The organism is Croceibacterium ferulae (genome assembly GCF_003660445.1).
GTDB classification, from domain to species: domain Bacteria; phylum Pseudomonadota; class Alphaproteobacteria; order Sphingomonadales; family Sphingomonadaceae; genus Croceibacterium; species Croceibacterium ferulae.
On the sequence record NZ_QZVQ01000001.1, the window covers coordinates 23,394 to 36,407 of the forward strand.

The following is a 13,014-nucleotide window of genomic DNA, read 5'->3' on the forward strand; positions in this document are numbered from 1 at the left end:
CCTATGAAGTGGTTTCACGCTTCCCTGCTTCTCGCCCTCGGCGCCGGGGCCTGCTCAGGTGGCGCGCAGGAAGAGGCAGTTCCCGCTGCCACGCCGTCCGCCGTTGCCACAGCCGAAAGCCTGGAGCCGGCACCCGCCACGCAGGCGGTGTCGCGCGACGAATGGGTGGGCCGCTGGATCGGAGTCGAGGGGCTGAACCTCACCGTCACGAAGCTGGCGGAGGCCGGGCATTACCAGCTGGAAATGCAGTACGGCACGGATGCCGACATGGCCGGAACCTACGAAGGCGTCGGTACGCCGGAAGGCATTGCCTTTACCCGGCCCGACGGCGCGCAGGTGCTGCGCGCATCCAGCGGTGACGAGACTGGGCTGAAATATCTCGCCGGCAAGACCGACTGCCTGACAGTGAAGGACGGCGAAGGCTACTGCCGCCAGTAATGCCGGCTGGCAGATGGCGGCTCCGCTAGGCCGTCCTGCCTGCAACAGCGTCGACTAGCGGGCGGATGCACCCGGTGGTCGGCGGCTCCTCGGGAACCGGCAGGGAGGCCGCCTCCCGCCAGATCAGCAGCGAGTCCAGCGCCGGGCATAATTGCTGGCCCCAAGCGGTGAGGTGGTACTCCACCCGCGGCGGGACCTCGTTGTGGATGGTGCGCGCAATCACGCCGTCGCGTTCCAGCTGGCGCAGCTGCTGCGCCAGCATCTTCTGCGAGATGCCGGGAATTGCCCGCTCCAGCGCGGAGAAGCGCAGCACCTTGCCGCCGAACAGCTGGAACAGGATCACCAGCTTCCAGCGGCCATTCACGATATCAATCACGTCCTGCACGCCCTGCGCTGCAGTCGCTGCCGTGTAATCGGGCCGCTTACCCACAGGTCAGCTCCTAACCTTTTCGTGCGTTCTTGTGACGGCCGAGCCGTAGCAGCATCTGGTTGTCCGTCAACAAACCGCAGATGATCTCAAGGAGCTCGATACATGCCGTCATATCACAAGCCCGCCACCGATTACTTCAGCACAGGGGTAGCATGATGCCCAGGATCGACCCTGCCGAGTTTGCCGGCAAGACCGTCGTCGTCACCGGCGGTACCAAGGGCGCAGGCGCGGCGACGTACCGGCGCTTCAGCGAAGCTGGCGCACGCGTGATGACCGCCGCCCGGTCAGGCCGGCCGGACTTCGTCCCGCCCGACCTGTTCGTCCAGGCCGATCTTGGCAGCGCGGACGGCGTGGCCCTGTTCGCCAGCCGGGTCCTCGAGACGATCGGGGCGCCGGACATCATCGTCCATGTCGTCGGCGGCTCCAGCACACCGGGTGGCGGCTTTGCCGCGCTGGAGGAAAGCCATTGGATGTCGGAGCTCAACCTGAGCCTGCTCAGCGCCGTGCGGTTGGACAAGGCATTGCTGCCCTCAATGATTGTGCGGGGGACCGGCGCCGTCGTCCATACCGGATCGATCCAGCGCAAACTGCCGCTGCATGATTCGACCACCGCCTATGCCGCGGCCAAGGCGGCTCTCACCGTCTACAGCAAGGCCCTGTCCAAGGAACTCGGCCCCAAGGGGCTGCGTGTCAATGTCGTCTCTCCCGGCTGGATCTTCACCGAAGCGTCGGACGCGCTGGTGAAGCGCATCGCGCAAAGCTCCGGAGGCAGCGAGGATGACGCCAAGGCCAGCATCCTCGCTTCGCTCGGTGGCATCCCGATCGGCCGCCCCGCCCAGCCAGAGGAGGTGGCCGAGCTGATCGCCTTTGTCGCTTCCGATCGCGCGGCCGCCATTCATGGCGCGGAATTCACCATCGACGGCGGCACGGTGCCTACCGTGTAATCATCTGGCGCGGCGTCTCCGGGCCTCTCGGGCCCGGAGTAAAAAAGACACTGGACAAAGCTAAAAGATATCGCAATATGTGTTATGGCAACACACATACGGGTAAGAAGGAGCGACATGATGAACATTCTCTATCAGACCAGTGCCTCGGCAACCGGCGGGCGGACCGGCAGCGCCAGCGTCGATGACGGCTCGCTGACGATCGCGCTCGTCACACCGAGGGAACTTGGCGGGCCCGGCGGCGAAGGCGCCAATCCGGAACAGCTGTTCGCGTGCGGCTACGCAGCCTGCTTCCTCAGCGCGCTGCGTTTCATCGCCGGGCGCCGGAAGGTCAGCCTGCCCGAAGACAGCAAGGTGACCGCGCAGGTCGGCATCGGCGCACGGCCCGACGGTGCCGGCTTCAGCCTCGATGTCGCCCTGTCCGTGTCGCTTCCCGGCGTGGAGTCGGACGTCGCGGCCGACCTGCTGCAGGAAGCGCACAGCGTGTGCCCCTACTCCCATCTCGCTCGCGAAGGGCTGGATGTCCGCCTGAACCTGGCCGCCTGAACCCGCCCGCGAACACAGGAGATCCAAGATGTTCCGCAAGATCATGAAGCTTTCCCTCGCTGCGGCCGCGATCGGCTTGGTGGGTGCAACCCTTTCGGGCACCGCGCAGGCACAACAGGCCACCGCAGCCGCCACTGCCAGCGTGAAGAATGTCGTCCTGGTCCACGGCGCCTTTGCCGACGGTTCCGGCTGGCGCGCGGTCTACAATGACCTGACCGGGCGCGGCTACCGCGTCACCATTGTCCAGAACCCGTTGACCTCCCTGGACGACGACGTCGCGGCAACGACCCGCGCACTGGACCAGCAGGATGGCCCCGCGATCCTTGTCGGCCACAGCTGGGGCGGGACGGTGATCACGGAGGCCGGGGTCCACCCCAAGGTCGCCGGCCTGGTCTATGTCTCCGCCCTGTCCCCCGATGCCGGCGAAACGACCGCGCAGCTGTATGACGGCTACACCACCCCGCCCGAATTCGTGATCAGGACCACGAGCGACGGCTTCGGCCATATCGACCCGGCCATGTTCAAGGCGGGCTTCGCCGCCGACACCAGCGATGCCGACGCCGCCTTCCTGCGCGACTCCCAGGTGCCGATCAACATGGCTTCCTTCACGCAGGAATTGACCCAGGCCGCCTGGCGCACCCGCCCCAGCTGGGCGATCATCCCGACCGACGACAAGGCGTTCGACCAGCGCATGCTGCAAGCCATGGCTGCGCGGATCGGCGCGGAGGTGACGGAGGTGAAGGCCAGCCACGCGGTCTTCATGACCCAGCCCGAGGTGATTGCCCAGGTGATCGACCGCGCCGCCCACAGCGAGACGGTAGCGGCTCGCTGATCGATTGCTCTGGCCCGTCGGTGGCGGCGGGCATCATGCGATGATCTACCGCCTCCCTCTTTCACGCTGCCCTGCTATGAACCGGCCCTGATGCGCGACACATTGCCTCCACTCTCCGCCTGGACTTCCGCCCTGGTGGCCACGGCTGTGGGCTTCGGCGGCACGATCGCGCTGGTCGTCCAGGCATTCCGCACAATGGGCGCTTCGGTGGAGCAGACCGGATCTGCCATCACCGCGCTGTGCCTGGGCATCGCCGTCGCGGGCGCGGCGCTGTCGCTGCGGTTGCGCATCCCCGTCGTGCTGGCATGGTCGACGCCCGGCGCGGCACTGCTGGTCACGGCGCCGCCGACATCCTGGCCGGTCGCCTGCGGGGCATTTGCGCTGGCGGGGCTGATCGGGGTTGCCTTCGGCGCAGTGCCGTTCCTGGGTCGGCTGGCGGGCGCGATCCCGCCGCCGGTCGCGTCCGCGATGCTGGCCGGCGTCCTGCTCCCATTCGGGCTCGAAACCTTCCGGCAGGCGAATGCCGACCCGTTGTTCGTGCTGCTGCTCTGCGGCATCTTCGTGGCGGCGCGCCAGCGCGTGCCGCTATATGCGCTGCTGCTGGTCCTGGCCGTGGGTGTCGCCCTGACCCTGGCCCGCGGCGATCTCGGCACGCTTCCGGACGGCGCCACCTTCGGCAGCCTGGTCCCGGCCGGCATGGCGTTCGACGCCGGAGCGGTCTTGAGCATCGCCTTGCCGTTGTTCGTGGTCACGCTGGTGTCGCAGAACCTGCCGGGCATCGCCGTGCTGCAGCTCGCCGGCTACTCTCCGCGGCCCGGCCCACTCCTGGTCGGCACCGGCCTGGCCAGCGTGGCGGCGGCGCCGTTCGGTGCCCACGCCGTCAATCTCGCGGCGATCACCGCCGCACTATGCACCAGCCCCGACGCCGATCCCTCCAGAGAGCGGCGCTGGCGGGTCGCCCTGATCTATGCCGGCTTCTATCTTCTGCTGGCGATCTTCGCGCCCGCTCTCGTCCGCACCTTCCTGGCGCTGCCGCACACGGCCATCGCCGTGCTGACGGGGCTGGCGATCGTGCCGACCCTATCCGGCGCGCTGGAGGCCATGCTGGCGAGCAGCGAGCATCGCGATGCGACGATCCTGACCCTGCTGGTGACCGCGTCCGGTCTGACACTGTTTGGCATCGGATCGGCCTTCTGGGGCATCGCGGCGGGTCTGGGCACGATTGCCGTTGCCAGAGTGCTGCGGCAGCGGAGGACACCTGTATGAAGCCGGTTCGCCGACGAATCATCCCTGCGGTCGCCGCAGCCACGCTGGCGCTGCTCGGCGCCATGCTGTGGGTCATGGGGTCTACTGTGGTGATCGACCGGTCGCGAAACGTCCTCTCCGCCACGATCACCGACAGCGGCGGGACAACACAAGCCCTGCATCGGCTGCCCGGCCGGATCTTCTATACGATACCGCGCATCGAAGGCGCCATCGCGCTTCGCTGCCGCGACGGCTCGCGCGAGCAATGGAGCTATGTGACGCAGCACATGCACAGCTGGCTGCATGTCCGGCCGGGTGACGGCTGCAGCCGGGTCGTTCAACTGGGCTGATCGGCAGCGGCAGATGCGTGCCGGACGGTGCGGCCCGCAACTGCGTCGGCGCCACGACCCTGCCCGCGCATCCGGCGGTTCATGGCGCGCAGCCGCAGTTCGTCCGAGGCGATCGCCGCCAGCGTCGCGATGATCTGCGCGCCCCGCTGGTCCAGCTTGCGCGGCGCATGGTCGATCACGCACAGCGATCCGACGACAAATCCGTCCTCGTCCAGCACAGGAGCCCCGGCGTAGAAGCGGAAGCGCGGATCGCCGGCAACTGCCGGATTGTCGGCGAAGCGGGGGTCCTGCGCCAGGTCCTCCACGGCGAACACCTCCCGCTGCATGATGGTATGATTGCAGAACGCCCAACTGCGCGGCGTTTCCGCCAGGTCCAGTCCCACACGGGACTTGAACCATTGCCGCGACGGCGTGAGCAGCGTCATCAGCGCGACCGGCGTGTCCAGCATCTGCGAAGCGAGCCAGGTCAGCCGGTCGAACGCATCCTCCGGCTCCGTGTCGAGCAGGCCGGCACGCTCCAGCGCCAGCAGCCGCTCCCCCTCGTTCAGCGCGACCGGCACGCCTTCCTCGATTTCGGCAGGCGCGTCCTGACCCTCTTCCACCAGCGTGGCCAATATCGAGTCCCGCGCGTCCTCTGCCGTGGCCACGATGACGGACCGCGCCGGATCGCCGGAAAGGTCCGGCTGCGCGCCCACCACCAGGATCCGGCTGCCCGCGACGGCCGGATTGGCGGCGAGGCTGTGCAGCAGCGGCGTGCGATCCGGTCCGTCCGGCTGGACATCGACGATGATGGCATGGGGGTGGAGCGACCCGATGGCCACCAGCGCGGCCAGCACGTCGGAGAATGCCTCGATCGTGAACTCCCCGGTGGCGGCGAACAGCTGGCGATAGGTGCCCAGGCGTTCCTCCGACCCGATGATGACGATCATCGCGGATGGACGATGCCCATCGCGCCGCGCGTTCTTCTGCCGGCCCTCGATGATGGTCATTACGTCCGTGCGGTACACGCGGCGATGGCCGCCCGGCGTCTTCCAGGACGGGATCGTGCCGCCCTCGATCAGCAGCTGCGCTGTGCGCGTGGACACGCCCAGGATCTTTGCGGTTTCCGCGGTGGTCAGGATGTCCTTGTCTGTCTTCGCCATCACCAATCCCTAACAGAGGCCGGACAGAACGAGCAACGCGCCGCCGGCCCGCCAGTTGGGGACAGGCACCCCGCGGATCAATACAGCGGCTCCACCTCCGCCGCGAAGCGGTAGCCGAAGCTGCGATCGGTGGTGATCAGCTTGCCCGCCCCGGCATGCTTGTCGAGCTTGCGCCTGAGCCGCAGAATCTGGACGTCGATGCTCCGGTCCGAAATGTCCTCGTGCGTCCGGGTTGCCCGCATCAGGTGCAGGCGTGTCAGCGTCCGGCCAGGCGCACCGAGCAACGCGCAGAGCAGGCTGTACTCGCTGCGCGTCAGCGCAACCGCCGCACCGGCGGGGGATACCAAGTCGCGGGTGGCGTGGCGCAGTTCGCACCCGGCGAAGCGGTAACCGCCCCGTGTCGGCTGCGGCGCCGTGCGGCCCAGTTCCTGCCGTCGCAGGATCGCCCGCGCGCGGGCCAGCAGTTCGTGCAGGTTCAGCGCGCCGCTCATGAAGTCGTCGGCGCCCAGCTCCAGGCCGACGACCCGCTCCACCCCGTCGTCCTGCCCGTCCTTGTACATGATCAGCGGCACCTGCGATCGGGTGCGGATCTGCCGCAGGACATCCAGCCCGTCCGCCATCTTCAGCCGGGCATTCAGCGTGACGAGGCTCAGCTGCCTGGACTGCAGGTGACGGGGGATGTCGCGCTGGTCCGCGCCAATGGCGGACCATTGATGATCGGTCAGGTAGGCGACGATGGCGTTGCGGATCTTCGGGTTTTCTTCGACGACCAGCACACGGCCGACGGGACTGGCGCGGGCAGGCGTGAAATCCTGCGCTGCAGAGACATTGTTCATAGGCGGGTCCGGGTGGGCAAGGCATGGCTGGGGGCCCTTGCGGCCACGCCATCTGCGCGGTCGCAAGGGGCGTCGATCACAGCAGGTGCGTGGCGCGGATCGCTTCCGCCGCCCGTTCGCCGATGATCGCGCACGGGGCCTGCGTGTTTCCGGTGGTCACCCGCGGCATGATCGATCCGTCGGCAATCCGCAGGCCTTCAATGCCATAGACGCGCAGCGATCCGTCCACGACCGACATCGCATCGCGCCCCATCTTGGCCGTGCAGGTCTGGTGCCAGTAGGTGACTGCCGCATCGCGCACATAGTTGCGCAGGGCATCGCCCTTCAGATTGCCCGGCATCACCTCGCGCGTCACCAGCGGGCGGAACGCCTGCGCATTGCCCAGGTCACGGCACAGTTCGACGCAGGCCATCGCCGCTTCCATGTCGGCCGGATCGGACAGCATGTTGGCGTCGATCTCCAGCGCAGCCAGTGGATCGGCGCTCTGCAGGCGCAGCCGGCCCCGGCTGTGCGGGCGGGCCAGACCGGCGAACATCGTCCAGCCATGCTCCGGCACGCCAAGCACGGCCGTGCGGTCGCTAGGGACGGGAAACTCGACCTGACAGAACAGCAGGTCGGGCGTCTCCAGATCGGGTCGACTCTTCCAGTACAGCTTCGCCTCGCTGCCGCTATTCCGCGGTGCGATCGGCTCCTTGTACTCCCAGGTGCAGCCGAAGGAGACATGGTCCTGCAGGTTGGCACCTACGCCGGGCAGGTGCTGAACGACCGGCAGGCCCACCCGCTTCAGCTCGTTCTCGTCGCCGATGCCGGAATGCATCAGGATCTTGGGCGTCTGCATCGCGCCCATGGACAGCACCACCTCGTGCCGCGCCGTGATGCTCCGCCGCTCGCCGCCGCGCAGGATCTCGACGCCGGTGGCGCGCTTCCCGTCCAGGATCACCCGCAGCACCGTGGTGTCGGTCAACACCGTCAGGTTCGGGCGATCCATCCAGGGCCGGACATAGGCCTGGAACAACGAGTGCCGGCGACCGTCGCGGACCAGCATGTCGGTGATCGCGGCGCCGCCCTGCCCTTCCATCATGCGGCCATTGGGGTTGTCGAACCGGGGAATGCCGAGCTCGCCCGCCGCATCCAGCATGGCATAAGCCACCGGGCTGGGATCGGCGGCCGGCTGCACCCACACCGGGCCACCGGTGCCGCGATATTCAGGATCGGGCGTGCCCTGCCAGTTCTCGATGCGCTTGTAGGTCTCCAGGACGTTGGCGTAGCTCCAGCGATCGTCGCCTGCTTCGGCGGCGAAGAAGTCCCAGTCGCTGCGATGCCCGCGCGCCCAGACCATCACGTTCACGCTCGACCCGCCGCCCAGCACCTTGCCCATGGACATGGACAGCGCACGGCCGTTCAGATGCGGGTTGGGCTTGGCGACGAAGCCCCAGTCACGCTCGCTGCCCAGATTGACGGGCCACTGGCCGGGATCCTGCACCTGCTCCCCCTCGTCGCTGCCGCCGGCTTCGATCAGCAGCACCTGCACGCCGTCATGTTCCGCCAGCCGCCGCGCCAGCACGGAGCCGGATGCCCCGGCTCCACACACGATGAAGTCGTAAGCTGGCCTCAGTTCGGCATTCAGCCGCGCCTGGTTCTCGCTCGCGCGGCGGCGGAAAGCGTCATCATTCTGGTCCGTATAGGTCACTGCGTGCTCCTTCTCTGTCCTGCTGAGTTCCGGTGGAGCCCCCTCAGCAGTGCAGGTCACGAGACGCAGGATCCCCGTGCAGCAGCCGCCAGGCGGAGGCAGGCACGAGTCGTCGGCACCACCTGGCTTCTAAGTATCAATTCTATCAGTTTTGGCAATGCCAGCATTTCTTCTTTCTATGTCCATCAGCCTCTTCGACCGAACACGAACGTCGCCAAGGGCGCGACCTCGACCTCCACATCGACATAGCCGTCTGCTCGCAGCAGCTCCCGAAGCTCCATCGGATCGGTAATCTCGCCTCCGCCGCGCAGGGTCCGCAGCGACGCCATGATGCCCCCGAACGGATCGTCCGGGGTGGTGTAAAGCGCCGCGACGAGCCAACCTCCACTGCGGGTTGCAGCGGCGATCCGCGCCGTCGCCGCCTCCACCACCGCCCGGTTCATGAACATGGTCGGCAGCCAGGCCAGCGTGTAGCGGAGCTCTGGTTCAAGTGCGGTCACGTCGAGATTGCGCAGCCGGATGCGATCGGCATGCAGGCTGGCGGCGATGTTCTCCGCAGCCAGCCGCAGGGCAGGCTCCCAGATGTCGATCGCATCGATCCGCAGCTCGGGGCAGGCGTCCGCCGCTCTCAGCGCGATCCCCCCGACGCCAGTCCCCACATCCAGGAACGTGCCAGCCAAGGCATCACGCAGCAGGGGCCGCGTTTCCGCCAGGGCAAATATCCGATCGAATGCATGACTGGAGGCCCGGCCCATGACTTGCAGCAGCTCCGGCGCCTGCACCTGCCACCCCGCCGTGCGTGCAGGATCACGGAACAGTTCGCCGGCTTCGGCCAGTGCCATTCCGATCATCGTGAGTATCGTTGCGCCGTCCGACATCTGAAGATCGGCCGCCGCATCGCCCAAGACCATGCGGGCGCCGCGCTCGATCTGCTCCTGGATGGCGGCGTCGACCTTGCCTGCAGATCGCAGCTTTGCAGCGGCGCCGACCACGGCCAGCATCCGTGCCGCCCGGGTGAGGTGCTGGACCTCGCGCATCAGAGCTTCCGACATGTTGCATACTCCATTGAAAGTTCAGGTTGGCAGTGGCGGGCACAGGTCAGGGGCAGGTGGCGCCGGGATCATGCCGCCAGACCTGCGCCTGCGGCATCATGCGTCTGGCCTCGATCCGCGGGTCCTCGCATAGGAGGTCGTTCGGGGCTGCCAGCGGGAGAGCCAGCGGGTAACGGGCTGACGGATCGAGTGTCCCCGCAGAAGATGCCGGTGCCGCCGGGTATTCAGGTTCATCGAACACGTCCCAGATCAGCAGCGATGCCGTCGCCACGAAGGACAGGCCGGCACAGGTCACCGGGTGCATCACGCCGCGGGACTCCGCGCGGAGAGGATCGCGACCACCAGCAGGCCGCCGATGATCCCGACATGCTCCACCGATGTGTGGAAGGCGATGGTTCGGAACGGCTCCTCCGTCATGGCCCAGAAGCGATGGACCAGCAGGATGGTCAGCCCGGTAAATACGCTCAGCGCACCCGCCCCGATCCAAGTCCACCGGCCGCTGATGACGAGCGCAGATGCCAGGAGTTGCGTGGCAATTGTGGCGAGGTTGAAGGCAGCCGCCGGCTCCAGTCCGGCGCGGGCCATCTCGGCGGCGCCGCTGTCGAAGTGGACGAGCTTTGACAGCCCGCTGATCCAGAATGGCGCGGTCAGCAGGCTGCGCGCAGCGATCTCTGTTGCCGGGTGGCGCAGGGGGTCCTGCACGAGCTGGTGCATGTTGTTTCTCCGTTGGCGGTGAGTGGGTCGGTCGGGCCGACCGACCGCGTCGCGCGCACGGACATAGGCCGCGTGGTGCATGCGGGCGGTGATGGTCGATGTGGGACTTCGGTTCGGCACCATTGCCGACAGCCTGATCTCGCCGCGTGTGGTTACGGCGGAATGGCGGGATGCGCGGCACGCGCTACCTGCGTAGCTTTCCGGCTCGATTTTCCAGGTGGAGAGAGATGCCCGCGTGCGCGACCCTGCCCTTGCGCGATCAAGTATTACCGCGATATCCGTGCATTGATCGACAGGTGCAAGGAACTGAAATGGTTGATGATGCTGCCGGGCCGGTGCCGCTGGAAGACCAGCTGTGCTTCGCCATCTACGCGACAGGGATCGCGATCCAGCGCCTGTACAAGCCTTTGCTGGACAGCCTCGGGCTGACCTATCCGCAATACCTGGTGCTGAACGTGCTGTGGCGCTCGGACGGGCGCACGGTCGGCGGCCTTGCGGATGAACTCGCACTGGAATCGAGCACGCTGACCCCGCTGTTAAAGCGGTTGGAGGCAGCGGGACTGCTTCGCCGCACGCGCAATCCGCAGAACGAGCGTCAAGTGGTGGTCACGCTGACACCGGAGGGCCAGGCGCTGCGCGCGCGCGCCGGATGCCTTGGGAATGCGCTTCTGGCCGCGTCCGGTGAAACGCCGGCGGCACTGGCTGATCTCAATCGCCAGATCCGCCAGCTCGGTACGGCCGTGTACGGGCACATCGGCAGCCATGCACCCGCAGGCGCGGTCACCGGAACCAGGCGCAGCTGAGAGAAGCGGGGGGACAGCCCGTCCCCCCCCCCCCGCCCGACCTGCAACGCAGAGATGATCCGCGATTGCACGGATCAGGGAATGACTTCCAGTGCCGCGATCTTCTCGCCATGAAGCTCGAAGATGTATCGCAGGTCCACCGGGCTGCCGGGGAAATTGCCCGCGACATGGGCGGTGACCACCGTGCGATCGCTGTCCCGCGCTACCTCGAACGGCGTGGCCGAATAGGTGTACTTCTTTCCGGCCTCGACCTTCCACGAGCGGATCGCCGCCCGCCCGACATGCGTTTCGCCTTCGTCCCTGACCACGGCGTCATCCGTGAAGCACTGGGCAACCGCCTCGGCGCCGTCTTCGGCGTCTGCGGCGAAGTAGTCCGAGATTGGCTGGGGCAATTCAACTGTCATCATCAATCCTCCTGATAGAATGGTACTCGTAGCGAGCGAGCTCGCCTGACTAGCGACGACTTCCCACCATGCCGGTGGAGCTCTTCGTGCGGGATGGGATCTGGTGGCTGGGCACGACGGTCAGCGCGGTCACGCCATCGACCGGCTCGGGGACCGCCCCGCCGCCGCGGCCTTCGAACGTCGCGTCCAGCAGCACGCGCAGCGAGCGGTTGATCTCCATCGGCACCATGGAGATCATACAGACCTCCTCGAGCGAGGCTGACTCGGCGACGTCGATCAGCTCGTCCTTCAGATCCTCGCGCGTGTAGGTAATCAGGTAATTGTAGTCCTGTTCGATCGTGAACAGCTTGTGTTCGCGCAGCTCCTCGGGAACGTCGCTTTCCTTGAAGTTCCACAGGAACTTGGCAGGACCACCGACCACCGGGCCGCCGAAGGCAAGTTGCCGCGCGATCAGGGCATCCAGGATGCGAAAGGCCTGCGCGGTCTGTTCCGCACTGATGAAGACCTGATAATACTGCATGTTGTCTGCTCCCATTGTGCTGGGGCCACCAGCATGATTGTCCGTGATGCCGATCCAGCCGGCGTCACCTGCAAGTTAGGGCTGCTGACTTCCGGTGATAATCGGGCTAATCCGGGACGCGTCATCGCGGATTGGAGGACAATGCCCCGTCACGGTCTGGTCGAACTGGATGCGGTGCTCGCCATTGCCCGCCGGGGTTCCTTCCGGGCAGCGGCGCTGGAACTGGGCATCTCCACCAGCGCGCTGAGCAACGCCCTGGCGAAGCTGGAGGGCGAGCTCGGCGTGCGGCTGTTCAATCGCACCACCCGCAGCGTCTCGCTGACCGATGCCGGACGGACCTTTGTCGATCAGGTCGGCCCGGCGGTGGGTGACATCCACGACGCGATGGAGATTGCGCGCTCGCAGCAGGAGACACCATCCGGCGTGCTGCGCATCAACGCCTTTGCCACCGCCGCCCGTGAGATCCTGTCGCCCCTGATCCTGCGCTTCCTGCGCCTGCACCCGCAGGTGCACGTCGATCTCGTCACTGAAGGCCGGCTGGTGGACATCGTGGCCGACGGTTTCGATCTGGGAGTCCGAAGCCTAGACCTCGTGCCCAGCGACATGATCGCCATCCCGCTGCAAAGCCCCCGCCGCTTCGTGGTGGTCGGCACACCCGCCTACTTCCAGCGCCACGATCCCCCGTGCGTTCCGCCCGACCTGATGCGCCATGCGTGCATTCGTATCCGCCTGCCCAATGGCGCACCGTACCGATGGCACTTCGAGAAGGACGGCCAACCCGTGCAGATCGATGTGCGCGGGCCGATCACGCTGGACGAGTTCACCCTGGCGCGACAGGCGGTGCTGGAGGAGGTCGGCCTTGGCTTCTTCATGGAATCCGACGTGCGCCGGGATATCGCCGCCGGGCGGTTGGTGCGGGCGCTGGCGGACTGGACGCCGTTGCTGGCGCCCTTGTCCCTCTACTATCCCGGTCGCCGCAACCCGTCGGCCGCGTTCACGGCCTTTACGGCCATGGCGCGAAAATTCGCACCGGATTGCCCGTGACGTCCGTACCGCGTGAACGGTCGG

At 67.0% G+C, this 13,014-nt stretch carries 17 protein-coding genes; 8 read left to right on the forward strand and 9 right to left on the reverse strand.

Features of this window, described 5'->3' with window-relative positions:
• Positions 1-3: 3 nt before the first annotated feature.
• The gene (locus D5S08_RS00100) at positions 4-438 is read left to right on the forward strand and encodes a hypothetical protein (protein WP_121114316.1); all 435 of its coding nucleotides are present in this window, start codon (positions 4-6) and stop codon (positions 436-438) included.
• 25 nt (positions 439-463) lie between these two features.
• Here the strand turns inward: D5S08_RS00100 and D5S08_RS00105 are convergent, their stop codons facing one another.
• Positions 464-868 (reverse strand): winged helix-turn-helix transcriptional regulator, encoded by a 405-nt coding sequence (locus tag D5S08_RS00105; RefSeq protein WP_121114318.1) that lies wholly within the window; start codon positions 866-868, stop codon positions 464-466.
• 152 nt (positions 869-1,020) lie between these two features.
• Here D5S08_RS00105 and D5S08_RS00110 point away from each other — a divergent pair, with 152 nt between their 5' ends.
• The 5 genes from D5S08_RS00110 to D5S08_RS00130 all read left to right on the forward strand — a co-directional run bounded on the left by D5S08_RS00110 (position 1,021) and on the right by D5S08_RS00130 (position 4,785).
• Complete coding sequence (locus tag D5S08_RS00110) at positions 1,021-1,812, forward strand: SDR family oxidoreductase (RefSeq protein WP_121114320.1); 792 nt, start codon at positions 1,021-1,023, stop codon at positions 1,810-1,812.
• Between the two features lie 120 nt (positions 1,813-1,932).
• On the forward strand, positions 1,933-2,358 hold the full coding sequence (locus tag D5S08_RS00115) for an organic hydroperoxide resistance protein (RefSeq protein ID WP_121114529.1): 426 nt from the start codon (positions 1,933-1,935) through the stop codon (positions 2,356-2,358).
• A 28-nt stretch (positions 2,359-2,386) separates the two neighbouring features.
• Positions 2,387-3,190 (forward strand): alpha/beta fold hydrolase, encoded by an 804-nt coding sequence (locus tag D5S08_RS00120; RefSeq protein WP_121114322.1) that lies wholly within the window; start codon positions 2,387-2,389, stop codon positions 3,188-3,190.
• Positions 3,191-3,280: 90 nt separating this feature from the next.
• A complete protein-coding gene (locus tag D5S08_RS00125; protein WP_121114324.1) occupies positions 3,281-4,456 on the forward strand; it encodes a benzoate/H(+) symporter BenE family transporter in 1,176 nt (391 codons plus the stop codon).
• Positions 4,453-4,785 (forward strand): hypothetical protein, encoded by a 333-nt coding sequence (locus tag D5S08_RS00130; protein ID WP_121114326.1) that lies wholly within the window; start codon positions 4,453-4,455, stop codon positions 4,783-4,785. Before D5S08_RS00125 ends, D5S08_RS00130 begins: the two co-directional genes overlap by 4 nt.
• Here the strand turns inward: D5S08_RS00130 and D5S08_RS00135 are convergent.
• From D5S08_RS00135 to D5S08_RS00160, 6 genes are all read right to left on the reverse strand, one after another.
• A complete protein-coding gene (locus tag D5S08_RS00135; RefSeq protein WP_121114328.1) occupies positions 4,773-5,927 on the reverse strand; it encodes a GAF domain-containing protein in 1,155 nt (384 codons plus the stop codon). The two genes, D5S08_RS00130 and D5S08_RS00135, sit on opposite strands and share 13 nt — an antisense overlap.
• Positions 5,928-6,004: 77 nt before the next feature.
• The gene (locus D5S08_RS00140) at positions 6,005-6,763 is read right to left on the reverse strand and encodes a response regulator transcription factor (RefSeq protein WP_121114330.1); all 759 of its coding nucleotides are present in this window, start codon (positions 6,761-6,763) and stop codon (positions 6,005-6,007) included.
• Positions 6,764-6,839: 76 nt separating this feature from the next.
• Positions 6,840-8,453 (reverse strand): GMC family oxidoreductase, encoded by a 1,614-nt coding sequence (locus D5S08_RS00145; protein WP_121114332.1) that lies wholly within the window; start codon positions 8,451-8,453, stop codon positions 6,840-6,842.
• A gap of 185 nt (positions 8,454-8,638) precedes the next feature.
• Positions 8,639-9,454: a methyltransferase domain-containing protein gene (locus tag D5S08_RS00150; protein ID WP_162301888.1), complete on the reverse strand. Its 816-nt coding sequence runs from the start codon at positions 9,452-9,454 to the stop codon at positions 8,639-8,641.
• Between the two features lie 97 nt (positions 9,455-9,551).
• Positions 9,552-9,812, reverse strand: coding sequence for a hypothetical protein (locus D5S08_RS00155; RefSeq protein ID WP_126665456.1), 261 nt, complete (start codon positions 9,810-9,812; stop codon positions 9,552-9,554).
• Positions 9,809-10,219: a DoxX family protein gene (locus D5S08_RS00160; RefSeq protein WP_121114337.1), complete on the reverse strand. Its 411-nt coding sequence runs from the start codon at positions 10,217-10,219 to the stop codon at positions 9,809-9,811. Before D5S08_RS00160 ends, D5S08_RS00155 begins: the two co-directional genes overlap by 4 nt.
• Positions 10,220-10,530: 311 nt before the next feature.
• On the opposite strand from D5S08_RS00160, the gene D5S08_RS00165 reads away from it, so the two are divergent.
• A complete protein-coding gene (locus D5S08_RS00165) occupies positions 10,531-11,022 on the forward strand; it encodes a MarR family winged helix-turn-helix transcriptional regulator (protein ID WP_121114339.1) in 492 nt (163 codons plus the stop codon).
• A gap of 74 nt (positions 11,023-11,096) precedes the next feature.
• Here D5S08_RS00165 and D5S08_RS00170 read toward each other — a convergent pair whose 3' ends face one another.
• Both D5S08_RS00170 and D5S08_RS00175 read right to left on the reverse strand, forming a co-directional pair.
• Entirely contained in the window at positions 11,097-11,429 is a 333-nt protein-coding gene (locus D5S08_RS00170; RefSeq protein ID WP_241557133.1) for a nuclear transport factor 2 family protein, read from the reverse strand.
• A gap of 46 nt (positions 11,430-11,475) precedes the next feature.
• Entirely contained in the window at positions 11,476-11,946 is a 471-nt protein-coding gene (locus D5S08_RS00175; RefSeq protein WP_121114341.1) for a hypothetical protein, read from the reverse strand.
• Positions 11,947-12,087: 141 nt separating this feature from the next.
• Between D5S08_RS00175 and D5S08_RS00180 the strand changes: the two genes are divergently transcribed.
• Positions 12,088-12,990 (forward strand): LysR family transcriptional regulator, encoded by a 903-nt coding sequence (locus tag D5S08_RS00180; protein ID WP_121114343.1) that lies wholly within the window; start codon positions 12,088-12,090, stop codon positions 12,988-12,990.
• Positions 12,991-13,014: the final 24 nt, after the last annotated feature.